The sequence below is a fragment of the Asanoa iriomotensis genome (assembly GCF_016862515.1).
Classification (GTDB): Bacteria; Actinomycetota; Actinomycetes; order Mycobacteriales; family Micromonosporaceae; genus Asanoa; species Asanoa iriomotensis.
The window spans coordinates 13,083-30,665 of the sequence record NZ_BONC01000011.1; the positions used below are offsets into that span (position 1 = coordinate 13,083).

The window sequence follows — 17,583 nt, forward strand, 5'->3', positions numbered from 1 at the left end:
CCCTTACCACGGCTGGATTACGGAGAAAGTCGAGTTATGACCACCGTTGAGCTCACCCGCTTCCGGGCGGCCCGCGCCGACGCCCTGCTCGCCGCACGGCCGGCCATGCTGCGTGACTTCGAGAGCGACCGCACCGGCTTCCTCGGCGCGCGCCTCATCCGCGTGGGCGAGGACGAGTGGCTGGACATCGTCTACTGGCGCACGCCCGAGGACTTCGCCGAGTCCCGGCGCCGCGGCGGCGACCGGCCCGGCATCCAGGCGTTCTTCGAGCTGATCGACGAGTTGATCAGCTCCGAGGAGGGCACGACCACCGACATCGCGGGTCCGTGATGCGGGCGGCCTGGTACGACCGGCAGGGTCCGCCGCGCGAGGTACTCCAGGTCGGCGAACTGCCCGACCCGACGCCGGGCGAGGGCGAGGTCCGCGTGCGGGTGTCGGTCTCCGGCATCCACGTCGGCGACCTGGGCAAGCGCCAGGGCTGGTGGGGTTCGACGATGCCGTTCCCGCGGGTCATCCCGCACGGCGACGGCGTGGGGACGATCGACGCGGTCGGGCCGGGCGTCCACAAGTCACGCGTCGGGGAACGGGTCTGGGTCTACCTGGCCCAGTCGTACCGCCCGTTCGGCACCGCCGCGGAGTACACCGTCGTGCCGGCGCACCACGCGGTGCCCCTGCCGGCGGGCGTGCCGGACGAGCAGGCGGCGGGCCTCGGCATCCCGGGCATCACGGGCCACCGGGCGGTCTTCGCCGACGGGCCGGTGGCCGGTCAACGGGTGGTGGTCACCGGGGCCCTCGGTGCCGTGGGCCGGGCCGCGGTGGCGGTGGCCCGCCGGGGCGGCGCGACCGTGATCGCGACGGTGCGGGGCACGGACCAGGTCGACGCGGCCCGGGCCGCGGGCGCACACGCCGCGGTCGACACGACCCGCGGCGACGTGGCGGAGCGAATCCTCGACGCGGCGGGCGGTGAGCCGGTGGACCGGGTCGCGGAGTTGGCGTTCGACGCGAACATGGCGACGAACCTGGAGATCCTGGGGTACGGCGGCGTGATCGCGACGTACGCCACACAGGATTCGGATCCGACCGTGCCGTACTGGTCGCTGGCCTTCAAGAACATCACGGTGCACTTCCTGAGCAACGACGACTTCCCGGAGTCGGCCAACGAGGCCGCCGCCGGCGATCTGACGGCGGCCCTGGTGGCGGGCGACCTCCGCTATCCGATCGCGGCGCGGCTGCCGCTGTCGGAGATCGCCCAGGCCCATGAACTCACGGAACACAGCGCGAGCCGCGGCCGCGTCGTGCTGGACGTCTAGGGGAACTGCAGCATCGCCGGGTTGGCGGCCAGGGCGGCGATCTGGTCCATGGTGAAGGGCAGGGTGGTCAGGGACGGCTTGATGCGGCTGTTGCCGCGCGTCCCGTCCAGCGGTGCCTGTGTCTCGTCGGAGCGCAGGCCCTGCGCGGCCGCGACGACGAGCGCGCCGCCGTCGAGCGGCCGGCTGGCGCTGATGTGGCGGCCGGACCCGTCCTGCCAGGTGGTCAGAGTGACGCGGACGCCGTCGACGGTGCGCACCTCGCAGTGTGTCGAGGGCGGCTCGGCGGCGCACCCCCCGGCGAGCAGGTCGGGGCTCGCTGTGGCCCAGATGTTGGCGCTCAGCAGCCCTTCGCGGCCGCGGGAGTCGCTCAGCAGGATGCCGGCGAACGCGACGCTCATGATGCCGTTCTCCGGCGCCGGGACCGCGCGGTTCGGCAGCACCGCGGTGGGGTCGAAGTCCGTGTCGTAGTTGACCGGGAAGTCCCTCGTCGCGTAGCCCGCGGGGACGGTCGCCAACAGTTGGCGCCGTAGCTGCGTCGCGTGGGTGCCGGCGGCCCGGGCGCGCGGCGTGTGCTGTGGCTGCGCCTTGGTGGCCGGCGGCGGCGCGACGGTCGTGGGCGCCGGCGCAGCCACGGGTGGCGCCGGCACGGCCGACCCGCCCTGCAACGTCAGGGTCACCGCGACGGCGACGACGGTTAGGGCGCCCGCGGAGGCCGCGGTGGCCTGGCGGCGTCGCCGCACCGAACGGCGGGCGGCGGCGAGCACGTCTCCGCTGTCGCGCAACGGCGGTGGCGGCGTGTCCAGCATGCGCTCGCAGATCTCCCGTACCTCGTTCACGGTTGTCCTCCAGAGGTGAGTTCGGCGCCGAGCAGGGCGCGCAGCGCGACCAGGCCGCGGGATGTCTGGCTTTTGACGGTGCCGGTGGAGCACCGCAGGATGTCGGCGACCTGCTCGACCGACAGGTCGTCCCAGAACCGCAGCACGAGCACGGCCCGGTGCCGCGGCGAAAGCCGCGCCAGTGCGGTGTCGAGCAGCTTCCGCTCGTCCGGCGCACCGGGTTCGTCGGTCGCAACGCTGTCCAATGTGGAACTGCCCGGCGTGGTGGCCAGCTCGCGGCGCCAGGGCCGCCGCCGCTCGTCGAGGAACGCCCGCAACAGCACCCGGCGGGCGTACTGGTCGAGCACGTCGTGCCGCTGGATCCGGTGCCAGGCCCGGTAGAGGTTGGTGAACGTGATCTGGGTCAGATCCTCGGCGAGATGCCAGTCGCCACACAACAGGTACGCGGTGTTGCGCAGGCTCCTGGCCCGCGCCGCGTAGTAAGCGACGAACTCCTCGTCGACGTCATGCCGACCACCCCGCCACGCGAATGCCATCAGCTCGGCCGCCCCTTCCAGCCTCGGTCATGGCTAGACACGTAACGGACCGCCCAACGGGTTCCCTGGAACCGCGCTACTCGGCGCCCAGAAGACAGATCACGAGGGTCCGAGGTCGAGGTGGGCGCGGAGTGCGGTGGCCAGGGCGTCCTGGTGTTGTTCGGTCACGCGCCGGGCTTCGGGTGCGCCGAGGTACGCGAAGATGCCTGGTCCGCGGCGGTCGTGCGGTAGGTCCGGCATGCGCGGCACCACGTGGAAGTGCACGTGGGCGAAGCCGTCCTTCTCCGCGAATTGCACCACGTAGGTCTTCACGCACCCCGTCACCGCTCGTAGCGCCCGGGAGAGGCGAACCTGCCACGTGCCCAGGGTGGCCGCTTCGGCGTCCGTCAGGTCAGCGATCGACGTCACGTGGCGGCGCGGCACCAACACCAACCAACCCGACAGGGCCGCGTCGAAGGCGTGGGCGACCCGCCAGTGCTCGTCACCGCAGACGAGCTCGCGCGGCGGCAGCACCGATTGCTGGTTGTTGCGGCACGAGTGGCAGACCATGGGCGGACATTAGCGGGTGCGGTGGAAAGGGCTCCGGCCCGGCGGAAATCCGCCGGGCCGAAGCTTCTTCTAGCCAGTGAGCCTGACGAGTCAGCTCGTCCTGACCGATCCGTTGACCTTGCTGTCCCGCACGGTGGCGCCGATGGCGTCCACCCCGCCGTTGACCCTGCTCTCCACGATCGACACCACGGAGGCGTCGGTCGCGGTGACCCCGCCGTTGAGGGTCGAGTTGAAGGCGATCAGACCGGCACCCGGCGCGACCTTGGTCGCCCCGTTGACGGTCGCCCCGTCCAGGCAGGTGATGCCGGACGTGATGTCGAGCCCGCCGTTCTGCCGGTCGGTCAGCACGGTGGTGCAGGCCGGGTAGCTGGGCTGGGTCTGCACGTTCAGCTCATCGAACGCCACGGCCCGCGCGTTGTTGGTACGCGGGTCGTCCAGCTTGAGGACGTCGAAGCCCTTCTGGATGTCGTTCGAGTAGATGTATCCATTGTGGTAGTACGTCGACCACGCCCCACCGGTGATGTTGCGGGTGTCCGAGAGCGGGCCCCGCTCCCAGAAGGCGATCTCGACCGGGTTCGACGAGTCGGTGAAGTCCCAGACCGAGACGCCGCCCTGGTACCACGCCTGGACCATGATGTCGCGGCCCATCGCCGGGATCAGCGAGCCGTTGTGCGCGACGCAGTTCTCCCGAGTGGTGTTCAGCCGCGGGATCTTGAAGTAGCTCCGGAAGACCAGCTCGCGGTCGGCACCGGAGCCGACGATGTCGTAGATCGCGTCGGCGCCCTGGTTGGGCCGGTGGTTGCCGGAGCAGATCGCGCCGCTGCCGCCGCCGAGCTCGTCGGTGAAGACGACCTTGGTGCCGGCGTTGTTGAAGGTCGCCGAGTGCCAGAACGCGAAGTTCGTGTCCCGGACCTGGCTGATGATCACCGGGTTCTCCGGGTCGGAGATGTCCATCAGGACGCCGTCACCCATGCAGGCGCCGGCGGCCAGGTCCAGCTCCGGGTAAACGGTGATGTCGTGGCAACCGCTGGTGTTGGTGTTGCCGGCGGTACCCGGGAAGAGGACCGGGGTTGCCACCACAGCGGCGCCGGTGGGGTCGTCCAGCGGCACCTTGATGATCGAGATCTTGTCGTGCGGCGTCTTGCAGTAGAACGCCGTGCTGGACGGGCTGTACGACTGGATGTAGACGTAGACGCTCTTGCCGTCCTTGCTCGGCACCAGCGTCTGGGTGTGCGAGCCGCAGTCGGTGCGGACCGACTTGATGTACCGCGGGTTCGCCTTGTCGCTGATGTCGAAGATCCGGATGCCCTCCCAGGAGCTTTCCTGGGACGAGGATCCGCTCGTGCTGTTGCACGAGTCGTCGCTGCGCACCGAGTCGACCGCGAAGACCAGCAGGTCACCGAAGACCGACGGGTCGCCCTGCGAACCGGGGCAGATCACCTGGCTGACGACCTGCGGCGAGGCCGGGTTGCTGACATCGAGCGTGGTGAACCCGTTGTAGTTGCCGGAGAAGACGTAGTTCCCCTGGAACGCCAGGTCCGAGTTGAGCGCCGCCTCGGTGTTGAACGAACCGACCTTCGGTACGTTGGCGAGCTGCTGGAGGTTGGGGCTGCTGGCGATCTCGTCGACGCCGGGAATGGTGTTCTCGGCACCGCTCGCCGGCGACGCAGCCACGGCAGTGAGTAGCAGGGCGCCCGCGGCGGCCAGGCTGAAAGCCCGCAGCCGTCGTGACCCTCGTGGGGTGGATTCGGACATGTAGCGACACCCTTCGTTCAGGGAGCTGAGCTGAGTAGCGGGACGATAACCTGCGATAGGGGTCACAAATCTCCCTGCCGGCGGTAACGGTTCAGCAACTAGAGCGGTATCTTGGCGGCACAAATTGCCGCAGGTGGGGTCACTGGGTCATTTCGCGGAGCCCGCCCCTCCCGTCGCAGCTCATGCCCGCGTTAACATCCCGGCCAGCCTCCGGGACGACGGCGGGAGTCGAGTTGTGTTAGGCGTACGGATCCGTGCCCTTTTCGGGCGTTCGCGGGCGATTGTGTTGATCGAACTGGCGATCCTCGCGGTGCTGGCCGCTGGCGTCGCGGTGGCCATCTGGTGGCCCGACGGCGATCCGAAAACGGCGACGAACGCGGCCGCGCCGGAGTCCCTCGACCTGCCAGGGCTGCCGGACTCCACCGCGCCGGTGCTGATGCCCGGCCGCCCCGGCGAGCCGGCGAAGACGGCCCAGGCGAACGAGGTGTCGCCGATTCCCCGCCAGCCGCACAACGACGCCGACGTCCGCTTCGTCACGATGATGATCCCGCACCATGAGCAGGCACTCGTGATGGCCAAGCTGGTGGCGGACCACGGCGAGAATCCGAAGCTCAAGCTCATCGCCGATCGGATCCTGGCCGCCCAGGAGCCCGAGATCAAGACGATGGAGACCTGGCTGGCGGACCGCGGCCTCAACCGGAACTCCGGCGGTGGCCACCAGCACCCCATGTCCGGCATGCAGTCGGCCGAGGCGCTGAACCGGCTGACCGCCGCCGGCGGTGCCGAGTTCGACCGGATGTTCGTCGACATGATGACCGCGCATCACCAGGGCGCCATCGACATGGCCGACGAGGTTCTGGGGCTCGGCGCCGACGTCATCGTCAACGAGATGGCCAGCGACGTCGTCGTCGAGCAGCAGGCCGAGATCAACCGGATGCGGGAGGCGCTCGCCACGAAGTAGGCCCCGGCCGCTGTCCTGGCAGCCGTCCGCGCGACGGACCCGCACCTGCTGGAGCCGCCGCAACGGCAACGCAGCAACACCTCGCTGACACCGAGCGGCAGTGGGCGGACTTCACTGTGGACGGTCCTGAGGCGACGCGGGTCGCCAGCGAACCGGACCTGTCCCGATGTTGACGACACCCTGGCCGGCGGCGTGCGACGAGGTGCGCATCGCCGAAACCGGCTCGCCGCCCGGCCCCGTGGTCCGAGCGGCGAGCCGGCGGCGGTCACTCGCAGAAGACCTGGACCTTGGCGTCGGGCTGGTCGACGTCGACCGTGATGTCGTCGAGGTGCTCGACGAGCTCCTCGATGTGCTGCGGCTTGAGCTGGGTGAGGTCGATCGGCACGCCGGAGCGGGCCAGCTCGGCGTTGGCGTGGGCGAGCGCCTGCGGCGGGATCAGGCTCGTGAGCCGCACGCCGGCGCGCAGCAGCTGGATGGGCACCCGGACGTTGACCCGACCCGGGCCGTCGCCGCCGAAGTTGTCGGTGGAGCTCACCACCACGCGCAGGTATTTGGGCCGCGGCTTCGGGCCCGGCGGCGTCTCGGGTTGCTCCCGGGTGACGGCGTCGATCAGCCGCTCGGCCTCGTCCGCCGTGATCTTGCCCTCGGCCAGCATCTGCAGGATCTGGCGGCGCTGTTCGTTCATCGTTGCTCTCCCCGTCTGACTCATCTGACGCTTACCAGCACGGCCGTGCGGCCCTGCTCGATCTCGATCCGGGTGCCGCGCAGCGCGCCCAGCACCGACCCGGTGCCGCGCAGCGCGCCGACCGGACTGATCCGGAAGACGACGCAGGCGACGAGCCCGGCCACCATCGCGAGCAGCAGCACCGGCGACAGCACCAGCAGCACCGGCAGGACCGGCACGTAGAGCCGGAGCCAACGGCCGTTGCGGCGGCGACTGCGCACGGTCACCAGTTGCGGGATCATCGGGTCCTCCCCAGCTCCTCCAGCGCCTCGTCGACGCTGATCTCCCCACGCCGCAGGCGGTCGACCACGTCGGCACCCGTGGGCGCCGGGTCGGTGTCGACGAAGTCGAGCTGCTCGGCGATGCGGTTGAGCCGGGCCTTGATCGTCGGGTAGCTCACCCCGAAGATCCGCTCCATCTCCTTGATCGAGCCGTGCGACCGCACGAACGCGGCGACGAACACCTGGTCGTCGACGCCGAGCGCGGCCAGTTGCGGCGGCTCGAACGAACCCTCGACCGCGACGCCGCTGCCGGCGAGCCGGACCCGCTCGACCACGAACGGCTGCCCGCGGGTCAGGTCCGTCAGCTCCTGCCAGTCCACCGTCGTCTCCCTACTCTCAGCGACGTACTCACGATTCATTTGTATCTTCAGTTTTTCAAGCTGTCAATGCTCAAACCTTGATTTTCTTAATTCGATCTTCAAAGACCCTGATCTGGGTACGTGACAGGGGTCGTGTCAGCAGCGTGTCAGGGCGGTGGCGGCCGGGCCGCCGACAGTAGGCGCATGACAAGCTCAGCGATCGCGGCCACGGGGCTGCGGAAGGCGTACCAGGACAAGATCGTCCTCGACGGGATCGACCTCGAGGTGGCCGCGGGGACGATCTTCTCGCTGCTCGGCCCCAACGGTGCCGGCAAGACGACGACGGTCAACGTGCTGACCACGTTGATGAAGGCCGATGCGGGCACGGTACGCGTCGCGGGTCACGACGTGGCGACCGACACCAAGGCCGTCCGGGCGGCGATCGGGGTCACCGGCCAGTTCGCCGCGGTCGACGACCTGCTCACCGGGCGCGAGAACCTCAAACTGATGACCGACCTCAAGGGCCTGCGCGGCGACGAGGGCAAGCGGGTCGTCGCCGACCTGCTGGAGCGGTTCGACCTCACCGGGTCGGCGGACAAGATGGCGGCCACGTACTCCGGCGGCATGCGCCGCAAGCTGGACCTGGCGATGACCCTGGTCGGCAGGCCCAGCATCATCTTCCTCGACGAGCCCACGACCGGCCTCGACCCGCGCAGCCGCCGGACGATGTGGGAGATCATCCGCCAGCTCGTCACCGACGGCGTGACCATCTTCCTGACCACGCAGTACCTGGACGAGGCCGACCGGCTCGCCGACCGGATCGCGGTGCTCGACCAGGGCACGATCGTCGCACAGGGCACCCCGGCCGAGCTCAAGAGCCAGATCGGCGGCAGCCACGTCCGGCTCCGGTTCGCCGGCGACGCCGAGATCGAGGCCGCGCGGCGGATCCTGACCGGCACCACCACCGACGCCGAGGACGACCTCGTGCTGCGGGTCCCCAGCGACGGCGGCGCGAAGTCGGTGCGCACCCTGCTCGCCCAGCTCGACGCCCATTCCATCGAGGTCGAGGAGTTCTCGGTGCACACGCCGGACCTCGACGACGTCTTCCTCGCCCTGACCGGCCGCACCAGCGAAAAGGTGAACGCGTGATGAGCAGTGCCACGACCATGCTCGGTCGCAACTTCAAGCACACCCTCCGGAACCCCGTCGCGATCTTCAACGGCGTGCTGTTCCCCATCGTGCTCATGCTGATGTTCGTCTACGTCATCGGCGGCGCGTTCGACATCGCCGGCGACTACGTCGACTACATCACCCCCGGAATGATCATCCTGACGATCTGCTACGGCCTGTCCGGGACGGCGCTGGCGGTCAACTCCGACATGACCAAGGGCATCATCAACCGGTTCAAGGTCATGGACATCTCCCGCAGCGCGGTCCTGTCGGCCCACGTCGCCGCCAGCGTGCTCCGCTCGCTGATCGCGATCGCGGTCCTCGTCGGCGTCGCGCTGATCATGGGGTTCCGGCCGGCCGCGAGCTTCCCCGACTGGCTCGGCGTGATCGGCCTGGTCGTCCTGGTCACCTTCGCCACCAGCTGGTTCACCGTCGCCCTCGGCCTGGCCGCCAAGACGCCGGAATCCGCCGGTCTGATCTCCGTGCCGCTGGTGATGCTCCCGTTCCTGAGCAGCGCGATCGTCCCCGCCGAGACGATGGCGGCCGGCGTGCGGCAGTTCGCCGACTACCAGCCGTTCACACCGATCATCGAAACCCTGCGCGGGCTGCTGAACGGCACGCCGTCAGGCGGGGACGCGATCGCGGCCATCGCCTGGAGCGCCGGCATCGCCCTGGTCGGCTACGTCTGGGCCCTGTCCACCTTCAAGAAGCGCGCCTGACCTCAGTTGGCGAGCGCCGCCTCGACCAACTGGGCCGGACTCGAACCCGCACCCTCCTGCGACACCTCGGCGAACCGTTCCTCGCCGAGGTGTCGCCGCGCGTCCCGCTCGATCCTGGTCGCGTCGGGGTTGCCGCGGTCCGGCAGCCCGCGCACGCCGAGGCTGGCCGCGAGCAGCCGGGCCGCCTGCTCGTAGTGGTCGTGCCGGACCGCGAAGTCCGCGACGCCGACCAGCGCCTGGGCGATCATGGGTGCGTAGCCCGCCTCGGACGCCGCCTGCCACGCCGCCAGCCGGTGGGAACGCGCCTCGCGGAGGTCGTCGGCCAGGTAGCCCAGCATGTCGTGGATGCCGGCCCGGATGTGCGCCTCCTGGGCTTCGTCACCGAGCAGGGCGGTCGCGATGCCGAGCTGGTGGCGCGCCTCGGCGACCTCTCCGACCCAGCGTGCGAGCTCCGCCTTGGCCAGCGCCAGCTCGAGCAGGGCGTGCGGCCAGGTGACCCCTTCGGCGCGCAGCTCCGCCTCGGCGATGGCGGCGGCGCTGGCGTCCCGGTCGCCGAGCAGCCAGTGGAGCAGGGCCTGCTGGGTCCGCAGCCGGATGACGTCCTCGACGGCGCCGACCTCGGTGACGACCGTGACCGCCTGCTCGTAGCGCTCGACCGCCCCGGCGAGATCACCGCGCAGGGCGAGCTGGCCGCCCAGCTCGGACAGGACGATGGACATGCCGAACCGTTCGCCGAGGGTACGGAACTCGGCGAGCGCCTGCTCCAGGTTGTTTTCGGCCTCCGGGCCCGCCTGGCCGAGCATGATGCGCATCTTGCCGGTCTGGAAGCGGGCGAGTGCGCGTACCCACGGATCTTCGTTGTCCAGCACCGACTCGAACGCGGTGACCGCGGCGGCCGGCTCGCGCAGCAGGCGTTCCAGGGCGTCGACCAGGCGCAGCAAGGGGTTGCGGTGCGCGGACTGCTGGCTGAACTGGTGTGCTTTGTGGATCCACTCCGCGCCCAGGTGCTCGTCGCCGCGGCCGGAGGTCACGAAGAGCACGACCATGCCGTACGCCATGGCCCGCACCTCGTCGGTCACCTCACCGGGGACCTTCGTGGCCGCGAGCATCAGCTCGATGCCTTCGGCCCGGCGCCCGCCGAGCCACCAGTACCAGCCGGCGGCGCCGGCCAGCCGCATCGCCGATTGGGCGTCACCGGCGGCGATCGCACCCCGCATGGCGGCGCTGATGTTGTCGTGTTCGGCTTCGAGGGTTTCGAGCCAGGCCAACTGCTCGGCGCGGCGCAGGTGCGGCTCCGCGGTCTCGGTGAGCTGGACGACGTAATCGAGGTGCGCCCGGGCCGCCTGCTCCGACTCCCCCGCTTCGGCGAGCCGGTCCGCGGCGTACTCCTTGATGGTGCTGATCATCCGGTAGCGACCGTCACCCCCGGTGACGAGCAGCGACTTCTCGGCGAGCGAGGTGAGGTGTTGCTCGCACTGCTCGCCGCCGCAGACCGCTTCGGCCGCCTCCAGGCTGGCGCCGCCGGAGAACACGGAGAGCCGGCGCAGGACGGATTTCTCTTCGTCGGTGAGCAGCTCCCAGCTCCAGTCGACGACGGCGCGCAACGTCTTGTGGCGCGGCAGGGCGGTGCGGCTGCCGCTGGTCAGCAGGCGGAAGCGGTCATCGAGGCGGTTGGCGAGCTGGTCGATCGTCATGGTGCGCAGGCGGGCGGCGGCCAGCTCGATCGCGAGCGGCATACCGTCGAGGGCGCGGCAGACCCGCACCATGGTCTGCTCGTCGTCGCCCAGCTCCTTGCGCACGGCGCCGGCCCGGTCGCGCAGCAGCCGGACGGCCGTGGTCTCGACGTCCAACGGCTCGACCTGCCAGAGGGCCTCGCCGGTGATGCCGAGCGGCTCCCGGCTGGTCGCCAGGATCCGCAGGCGGCGGCATTCGCCCAGCACCCGCTCGGCGAAGCGGGCCGCGGCGTCGATCACGTGCTCGCAGTTGTCGAGGATGAGGAGGGCCTCACGGTCCCGGATCGCGGCGATCAGGGCGTCGGTGGGCTCGGCACTGGGGCCGGCGCCGAGCAGGGCGTCCCTCAACCCGAGGGCGGCGAGGGTCGCCTGCGCGATGTCACCTTCGGTGGGTGCGAGCTCGACCAGCCAGACCCCATCCGGAAGATCGGCGACGAGGGTACGGGCGGTCTCCGTCGCGAGCCTGGTCTTGCCGGACCCGCCGGGACCGATGAGGGTGGTCAGTCGATGGTCGGCGACGAGCTTCCTGACCTCGGCGACGTCGGCGTCGCGGCCGACGAAGCTGGTGAGCTCTTCCCTGACGTTGGTCTTGCGACCCTCCTGGCGGCGGGCGCCCAACTCGCCGCGCAGGAGTGCTACGTGCAGGGCCGCCAGCTCCGGTGAGGGATCGACGCCGAGGGCGTCGGCGAGGGCTTCTCTGCTGCGCTCGTAGGTCATGAGGGCATCGGAGTCGCGGCCGGCGGCGGCCAAGGCACGGATGAGGGCGGCGACGAGGGGCTCGCGCAGGGGGTGTGCGGCGACGGCGTCGGTGAGCTCGGCGAGGACGTCTGGGCCGTTGCCTAGGGTGACCTCGGCCTCGAACCTGTCCTCCATGGCGGTGAGCCTTAGGCCTTCGAGCCGTGTCACGGCGGCGTCGAAGGCTTCACTGTCGGTGAGCTCGACGTCCTGCATGGCGGCGCCGCGCCAGAGGCTGAGGGCGTCACGCAGCAGGCTCGCCCGTGCTCTCGTGTCTTCCTGGCGAGCCTTGGCGATGAGCCGCTCGAACCGGAGGGCGTCGACGTCGTCGGGGTCGATCGTGAGCCGGTAGCCGCCGGTCTGCCCTTCGACCGCGCCGGGCGGGAGGGCCTTGCGGAGCCTGGAGGCGAGCCGCTGGAGGGCGTTGGCGGCGTCGGCGGGTGGGTTCTCGCCCCAGATCCAGTCGACCAGGGCGGCCTTGGAAACCGGGCGGCCGGGTTCGAGCGCGAGGGCGATCAGCAGCGCGCGGAGACGGGCGCCCGAGACGTCGGCCGGGATGCCGTCGTTCGTGCGCACCTCGAACGACCCAAGCATCGCGACCTGCACTCACTTATCCTGCCACGGGTGGTCGCGTTGGTTGGTTGGCCGTCGTCCCACGACCGGTTCCGCTTCCTCAGCTCCAGTCGACAACGGCGCCTTGGAGACTGCGGCGGCGGGCCTAGGGTTTCGTCGTGGCTGTGGATGACGGCGATGTTTGGACGTTGCACCGGCGGGACGGCGGCGAGAAGGTCGCTGATCTCGTGGTGAACGGTGGCGATTTCCCGTGGTTGAACGCCCGCGTTGATGCGTGCGACGGGTTCGCGGCGTTGCGGCCGCTCTTTGCCGAGGAGCTGCGGCTGCTCGGTGGCATCGACGAAGATGTCGAGTCTTGGGAGCGTGCTTATGACGTGGTTCGGAACGCCGTGATGTTGCGGTATCCGGACGGGGAGGATGTTCCCGAGTTTCTTCTCCACGTTGACGGGGATGAAGCGTGGTGGCGGTGGAGTGACGAGCCCTTTGACGAGGAGGCGGAGCGATGAGGACGCTGCACTTCGGGTTGCGGGTCGCCGATCTCGAGCGGTCGCTCGCGTTCTACACCGGGTTGGGATATCGGGTGTTGGGGAGTGTGGCCGAGACTCCGTTCGGGAGTCTGACGATGATTCGGTTGCCCGGCGACGAGTTCGTGGCCATCGAGTTGGTGCACGACCCGGCTCGACCGCCGGCCGGCAACCGGCTCAACCACTTCGTCGTTCGGGTCGAGTCGATGGCCGGCGCCGTCGAGGCGCTGGCCGCGCGGGGCATCTCGGTCGAGGAACCGTCCTCGCCGGACGGCACGGCGGAGTTCCTGACCGCGTGGGTCACCGACCCCGACGGCAACCGCATCGAGCTGGTTCAGTGGCCGCCGGGGCACTCCGATGGCATGAGCGAGTCAGACCTGGGCGGCTGAGCGCCGGTCAGCGATCGCATTCCGCTGCTCCTCCGCGAGGATTCGGGCGCGCAGCCAGTTCCTCCGCACCGCCCCGCCGGCGTTGGCCGAGCACGTCGACGATCTCGTCCGCGGTGGCGGCTGCCCGCAGTTCGCCCATCAGCTCGGCCTTCGGTCGGGGTGGCGGATCGTGTGGGAACCGCCGGCGCAGTCTGGCCACCTTGACGTCGCCTCGCGTCATGCACGACGGGCATGGGCACGGGCGCCGGCCGTGGGCGTCCGGGAAGTAACGCCAACCCACTCCCTGCGGGACGGCGCGGATCCCCCGCACCTCGCCGGGCCGGATCGCCCGTGGCACGAAGACCTCGTAGCCGCGCGGGTCGGCGACGCCGCGGATCCGGGCCACGGCCTCCGCGGCGACCACCTCGTCGGGTGCGGCGCGGTAGTGGCCCACCGTCACCGGCTCGTCGTCCGGCAGCCGCAACCGGACCGCGACCAGCACTCCCGGCTTCCAGCGTCGCAGCTCGCGGACCCACTGGTGGGTGAGCGTGTACGACGGCAGCACCGGCATGCAGTACACGCCGCGCCCGCCGGCCCGGCCGTGGCTGCGTGCCGCGATGCCCGAGCGCGCGACGCGTCGCGCCGTGGCCGCCGTGGTGACGTGCACGAACTCCGCCATCTACGGCTTGCGGTTCTCGGCCATCCAGCGCTCCGCGAAGTCGACCGCCGCCCGCTGGGACATCAGCCGGGACAGTGCCCCGCCGACCCGGCCGACCCGGGCCGCGCCGGTTGCCTCGAAGTCCGTGCCCAGCAGCTCGAAGTCGCCCTCGTCCAGGTCGACGTCCTCCCACCAGACCCATTCCCGGTCGCCGTCCGCGGTCTGGACCGCGGCGCCCAGGCGGGCGTTCGGCGCCGACGGCTGGCGGTACTCCGCCAGGTGCAGCGACGTGTTCGAGTCGTGGCCGACCCCGAGCAGCAGCACGTCGCCGTCCAGGCCGTAGATCTTGCCCAGCGGCGAGTCCGGGCCCAGCATCCCGGAGCGCGGCTGGCCGTAGACCACCTCCGTCGCCAGTCGGCCCAGTGCCGCGAACGACACCTGCGGGTGGTCGCTGCGTTGCGCGCCCGGCCACGTGCGGACCACCTCGGCCATGGCGCCCATCCAGCGGCTCGGCGTCACCGCCGGGTCGAAGCCCGGCATGTTGTCCCGGATGACCGGCCACCATTCCGCGGGTACGGGCGGCGCCTGCCACACAGCCGGGTCCGAATTGTCCGGGGTGTGCGTCGGCACCACCAGCGTGCCGTCCGGGCCCAGCGCGTCCCGCAACGCCAGCACCAGCGCGTGCGGGCCGCCCGCGATGTAGCCGACCGGCTTCAGCGACGCGTGCACCAGCAGCGTCGAGCCCGGGCGCACACCGAGCGCCAGCAGGTCCGCGGCCAACGACGCGCGCGTGTGCGGCAGCCGCGCGTCCGCCTCCGACGGGTGGTTGCTCACGACGCCTCCGCGATCCGCGCCAGGATCGCCTGGGCGAGCACCTCCGGCTGCGCGTCCGTGACCCAGTGGTCGACGCCCGGCAGCGGCAGGAAGCGGTAGTCGCCGGTCACGTGGTCAGCGGTCGCCGCCGCCGCGAGCGCCCCCACCGCCACGTCCCGGTCGCCCCACACGTAGGTCGTCGGCCGCGTCACCGGACCCACCTTCACGAGGTCCTTGAACACCATGGCCCGGTACCAGTTGAGGGTCGCCGTCAACGCCCCCGGCTCGAGCAGCGGCGCCGCGTACACCTCGATCCGTGAACCGACCCCGTCGAGCACCTTGCGCAACCCGGCACCGCCGTCGCGGGACAGGACGTGCTCGGCCTTGCCGACCGTGCGGAACAGCTCGAAGTAGGACGATCTGCGCTGCTGGTCCGGGTCGGTCGACAGGGCGTGCGCGAACGCCGCCGGGTGCGGCACCGAGACCGCCGTCAGCGAACGCACCCGCTCCGGGTGCGAAGCCGCGAGCTGCCACGAGACCAGCGAGCCGAAGTCGTGGCCGACGACGTCCGCGCGCCCGCCGGCGAGCTCGTCGACGAACGCGACCGCGTCCAGAACGCACTCTTCCGCCCGGTACGCGTCGACCCCGCTCGGCCGCGCGCCCGGCGAGTAGCCCCGCTGGTCGATCGCGTACGTCCGCAGCCCGGCCGCGTTCAGGAACGGCGTCACGCCCGCCCAGAGCTGCCGGTTCGTCGGGAAACCGTGCAGCAGGATCACCACCGGCCCGCCGGGCGGACCCCCTTCGGTGACCTCGAACGTCAGCCCCCGCACCTCGATCCGCATGCGCGCGAGCGTACCGCCCGGGACCGGTGTTAGCCTGCAGAGACAACTTCACATCCGACAGGGGAGCGCACAGCGCTGAGAGTGCGGGCCAATCCGCAGACCCTCGAACCTGATCTGGGTAATGCCAGCGCAGGGAGCTCGGTCTTTCTCCAGCCGCGCCATGTCCGCCCAGGACATGGCGTGCGTCTTCTCCTGGTTCACCGAACTGGGAGGTCACTCGCCATGAGCAACACCGACAACCGCTGGCGTACGGTCGACATCGTCGTCGCCGCCGTCCTGGGCGTCGCCTTCGGCGTCGTCTTCTGGGCCTGGGGCCTCCTCTACAACGGGCCCGCCGACGCGATCCCCCTGCCGGCGCGCACGCTGCTCTACGGCATCTGGCTGTTGCCGGCCGTGCTCGGCGCGCTGGTCATCCGCAAGCCCGGCGCGGCGCTGTTCACCGAGACGGTCGCGGCGCTGGTCTCGGTCGCGTTCGGCACAGCCTGGGGCTGGACCCTCGTGTTGCAGGGGCCGCTCGAAGGGCTCGGCGCCGAGTTGGTCTTCGCGCTGTTCGCCTACCGGGTCTACCGGCTCCCGGTGGTCGCGCTGGCCGGTGGGGTTGCCGGGCTGGTGGCCGCGCTCTACGACGTCATCTACTGGTACCCCGGCAACTCCTGGGCCAGCTTCGGCATCCCGTACCTCGCGATCACCGCGGCCAGTTCGGTGGTCATCGCCGGGTTCGGCGGGTGGGCGCTGACCCGGGCGCTGGTCAACACCGGCGCCCTCGACCGGTTCCCGGCCGGCCGCGAACGCGCGGCGGTCTGAGCGTTGAGCGCCGTCGAACTCCGCGGCTTCGGCTGGCGGCACGCCGGCCGCAAGGCGTGGGCGGTACGCGGGGTCGACCTGCGCGTGGAGCGGGGCGAGCGGGTGCTGCTGCTCGGCCCCTCCGGCGCGGGCAAGAGCACCCTGCTCGCCGCGCTGGCCGGCCTGCTCGCCGACGACTCCGGCGAGCGGGAGGGCGTCGCGGAGATCGACGGGCTCGACACCCGCAAGGCACGCGAGCGGGTCGGCATCGTGTTCCAGGACCCGGCGACCCAGCTCGTCATGTCCCGGGTCGGCGACGACGTGGCGTTCGGTCTGGAGAACCGCGGCGTGCCGCGCGAGGAGATCTGGCCGCGGGTCGCCGAGGCGCTCGAAGCGGTCGGCCTCGCCCATCCGCTCGACCGCGACACCCACGCGCTCTCCGGCGGCGAGCAACAGCGGCTGGCGCTGGCCGGCGCGCTCGCGCTGCGGCCCGACCTGCTGCTGCTCGACGAGCCGACCGCCAACCTCGACCCGGCGGGCGCCGCGTTGGTCCGCGGTTCGCTGCGCCGGGCGCTGTCCCGGGACACCACGGTCATCATGGTCGAGCACCGGCTCGACGAGGTCGTGCCGTTCGTCGACCGGGTCGTCGTGCTCGCGCCCGGCGGCGGCGTCCGCGCGGACGGCTCCCCGGACCAGGTGTTCGGCACACTGGGCAAAGCGCTCGCGGACGACGGGATCTGGGTGCCCGGGCAGCCGCTGCCCCCGCCCCGCCGGGCCGCCGCGCCACCGGGCGAGGTGCTCGTCACCGCCGACCGGGTGGCGCTGGCACCACGGCTGGCGCCGACGGACCTGTCGGTGCGCACCGGCGAGGCGCTCGCCGTGCTCGGCCCCAACGGCGCCGGCAAGTCCACGCTGGCCCTGCTGCTCGGCGGCCTGCTCAAGCCCACCGCCGGCCGGGTCGTGGCGTCGTCGGTGCTGGCCGGCGCCGACGCCGCCCGCCCACCGCACCGCTGGCGCGCCGCCGACCTGACGGCCCGGATCGGCTCGGTGTTCCAGGACCCGGAGCACCAGTTCGTCGCCTCGACGGTCCGCGGCGAGCTGGAGGTCGGCGGGCGGTCGCCGCGGGTCGTCGACGAGTTGCTGGCCCGGCTGCACCTCGACCATCTCGCGCGGGCCAACCCGTACACCCTCTCCGGTGGTGAGGCGCGGCGGCTGAGTGTCGCGACGGCGCTGGCCGCGGCACCGCGCCTGCTGCTGCTCGACGAGCCGACCTTCGGGCAGGACCGGCGCACCTGGATCGAGCTGGTCGCCCTGCTGTCCGACCTGCGCGACGAAGGGCACGGCGTGCTCGCGGTGACCCACGACCCGGCCTTCGTCGACGCGCTGGCCGATCGGAGGTTGGCGCTGTGACGAT

The 17,583-nt window shown here is 71.2% G+C and carries 19 protein-coding genes, 1 pseudogene and 1 riboswitch; of the genes and pseudogenes, 9 read left to right on the plus strand and 11 right to left on the minus strand.

The features are described from left to right. Positions 1-36 precede the first annotated feature (36 nt). Both Air01nite_RS10190 and Air01nite_RS10195 read left to right on the plus strand, forming a co-directional pair. The gene (locus Air01nite_RS10190) at positions 37-330 is read left to right on the plus strand and encodes a hypothetical protein (RefSeq protein WP_203701748.1); all 294 of its coding nucleotides are present in this window, start codon (positions 37-39) and stop codon (positions 328-330) included. Beyond that, positions 330-1,310 carry an NADPH:quinone reductase gene (locus Air01nite_RS10195; RefSeq protein ID WP_239090631.1) on the plus strand — a complete coding sequence of 327 codons (981 nt, stop codon included), beginning with the start codon at positions 330-332 and terminating at the stop codon, positions 1,308-1,310. Before Air01nite_RS10190 ends, Air01nite_RS10195 begins: the two co-directional genes overlap by 1 nt. Here Air01nite_RS10195 and Air01nite_RS10200 read toward each other — a convergent pair. From Air01nite_RS10200 to Air01nite_RS10215, 4 genes and pseudogenes are all read right to left on the minus strand, one after another. After that, positions 1,307-2,146, minus strand: coding sequence for a hypothetical protein (locus tag Air01nite_RS10200; RefSeq protein WP_203701750.1), 840 nt, complete (start codon positions 2,144-2,146; stop codon positions 1,307-1,309). The two genes, Air01nite_RS10195 and Air01nite_RS10200, sit on opposite strands and share 4 nt — an antisense overlap. Then, the gene (locus tag Air01nite_RS10205) at positions 2,143-2,682 is read right to left on the minus strand and encodes a SigE family RNA polymerase sigma factor (RefSeq protein ID WP_203701751.1); all 540 of its coding nucleotides are present in this window, start codon (positions 2,680-2,682) and stop codon (positions 2,143-2,145) included. The genes Air01nite_RS10200 and Air01nite_RS10205 overlap by 4 nt, the downstream gene beginning before the upstream one ends. Before the next feature lie 99 nt (positions 2,683-2,781). Further along, positions 2,782-3,231 (minus strand): HIT family protein, encoded by a 450-nt coding sequence (locus Air01nite_RS10210; RefSeq protein ID WP_203701752.1) that lies wholly within the window; start codon positions 3,229-3,231, stop codon positions 2,782-2,784. Positions 3,232-3,603: 372 nt separating this feature from the next. After that, a pseudogene (locus Air01nite_RS10215) lies at positions 3,604-4,986 on the minus strand (LVIVD repeat-containing protein); the annotation flags it as partial. 133 nt (positions 4,987-5,119) lie between these two features. On the opposite strand from Air01nite_RS10215, the gene Air01nite_RS10220 reads away from it, so the two are divergent. Next, positions 5,120-5,947: a DUF305 domain-containing protein gene (locus Air01nite_RS10220; RefSeq protein ID WP_239090645.1), complete on the plus strand. Its 828-nt coding sequence runs from the start codon at positions 5,120-5,122 to the stop codon at positions 5,945-5,947. 265 nt (positions 5,948-6,212) lie between these two features. On the opposite strand, the gene Air01nite_RS10225 is transcribed toward Air01nite_RS10220, so the two are convergent. The 3 genes from Air01nite_RS10225 to Air01nite_RS10235 are packed head-to-tail and all read right to left on the minus strand — an operon-like array spanning position 6,213 to position 7,272. Continuing rightward, positions 6,213-6,632 carry an SHOCT-like domain-containing protein gene (locus Air01nite_RS10225; protein WP_203701755.1) on the minus strand — a complete coding sequence of 140 codons (420 nt, stop codon included), beginning with the start codon at positions 6,630-6,632 and terminating at the stop codon, positions 6,213-6,215. 20 nt (positions 6,633-6,652) lie between these two features. Beyond that, positions 6,653-6,913: a hypothetical protein gene (locus Air01nite_RS10230; RefSeq protein ID WP_203701756.1), complete on the minus strand. Its 261-nt coding sequence runs from the start codon at positions 6,911-6,913 to the stop codon at positions 6,653-6,655. Beyond that, complete coding sequence (locus tag Air01nite_RS10235; protein WP_203701757.1) at positions 6,910-7,272, minus strand: DUF2089 domain-containing protein; 363 nt, start codon at positions 7,270-7,272, stop codon at positions 6,910-6,912. The genes Air01nite_RS10230 and Air01nite_RS10235 overlap by 4 nt, the downstream gene beginning before the upstream one ends. Positions 7,273-7,455: 183 nt before the next feature. Between Air01nite_RS10235 and Air01nite_RS10240 the strand changes: the two genes are divergently transcribed. Further along, positions 7,456-8,400 carry an ATP-binding cassette domain-containing protein gene (locus Air01nite_RS10240; RefSeq protein WP_203701758.1) on the plus strand — a complete coding sequence of 315 codons (945 nt, stop codon included), beginning with the start codon at positions 7,456-7,458 and terminating at the stop codon, positions 8,398-8,400. Continuing rightward, positions 8,400-9,140, plus strand: a complete 741-nt coding sequence (locus tag Air01nite_RS10245; protein ID WP_203701759.1) for an ABC transporter permease — start codon at positions 8,400-8,402, stop codon at positions 9,138-9,140. The genes Air01nite_RS10240 and Air01nite_RS10245 overlap by 1 nt, the downstream gene beginning before the upstream one ends. Before the next feature lie 2 nt (positions 9,141-9,142). Here Air01nite_RS10245 and Air01nite_RS10250 read toward each other — a convergent pair whose 3' ends face one another. After that, complete coding sequence (locus Air01nite_RS10250; protein WP_203701760.1) at positions 9,143-12,214, minus strand: AfsR/SARP family transcriptional regulator; 3,072 nt, start codon at positions 12,212-12,214, stop codon at positions 9,143-9,145. 125 nt (positions 12,215-12,339) lie between these two features. On the opposite strand from Air01nite_RS10250, the gene Air01nite_RS10255 reads away from it, so the two are divergent. After that, a complete protein-coding gene (locus Air01nite_RS10255; RefSeq protein WP_203701761.1) occupies positions 12,340-12,687 on the plus strand; it encodes a hypothetical protein in 348 nt (115 codons plus the stop codon). After that, a complete protein-coding gene (locus tag Air01nite_RS10260) occupies positions 12,684-13,094 on the plus strand; it encodes a VOC family protein (protein ID WP_203701762.1) in 411 nt (136 codons plus the stop codon). The genes Air01nite_RS10255 and Air01nite_RS10260 overlap by 4 nt, the downstream gene beginning before the upstream one ends. Positions 13,095-13,101: 7 nt before the next feature. Here the strand turns inward: Air01nite_RS10260 and Air01nite_RS10265 are convergent, their stop codons facing one another. Genes Air01nite_RS10265 through Air01nite_RS10275 form a run of 3 tightly spaced genes read right to left on the minus strand, consistent with a single transcriptional unit; the run spans position 13,102 to position 15,386 of the window. Further along, positions 13,102-13,752: a HEAT repeat domain-containing protein gene (locus Air01nite_RS10265; protein WP_203701763.1), complete on the minus strand. Its 651-nt coding sequence runs from the start codon at positions 13,750-13,752 to the stop codon at positions 13,102-13,104. After that, a complete protein-coding gene (locus Air01nite_RS10270) occupies positions 13,753-14,565 on the minus strand; it encodes an AAC(3) family N-acetyltransferase (protein ID WP_239090632.1) in 813 nt (270 codons plus the stop codon). Next, positions 14,562-15,386: an alpha/beta fold hydrolase gene (locus tag Air01nite_RS10275; protein WP_203701764.1), complete on the minus strand. Its 825-nt coding sequence runs from the start codon at positions 15,384-15,386 to the stop codon at positions 14,562-14,564. The genes Air01nite_RS10270 and Air01nite_RS10275 overlap by 4 nt, the downstream gene beginning before the upstream one ends. Positions 15,387-15,435: 49 nt before the next feature. Further along, positions 15,436-15,540, plus strand: a riboswitch (TPP riboswitch). A 68-nt stretch (positions 15,541-15,608) separates the two neighbouring features. On the opposite strand from Air01nite_RS10275, the gene Air01nite_RS10280 reads away from it, so the two are divergent. Continuing rightward, entirely contained in the window at positions 15,609-16,190 is a 582-nt protein-coding gene (locus Air01nite_RS10280; RefSeq protein ID WP_203701765.1) for an ECF transporter S component, read from the plus strand. A gap of 3 nt (positions 16,191-16,193) precedes the next feature. Then, complete coding sequence (locus Air01nite_RS10285; protein WP_203701766.1) at positions 16,194-17,579, plus strand: ABC transporter ATP-binding protein; 1,386 nt, start codon at positions 16,194-16,196, stop codon at positions 17,577-17,579. Positions 17,580-17,583: the final 4 nt, after the last annotated feature.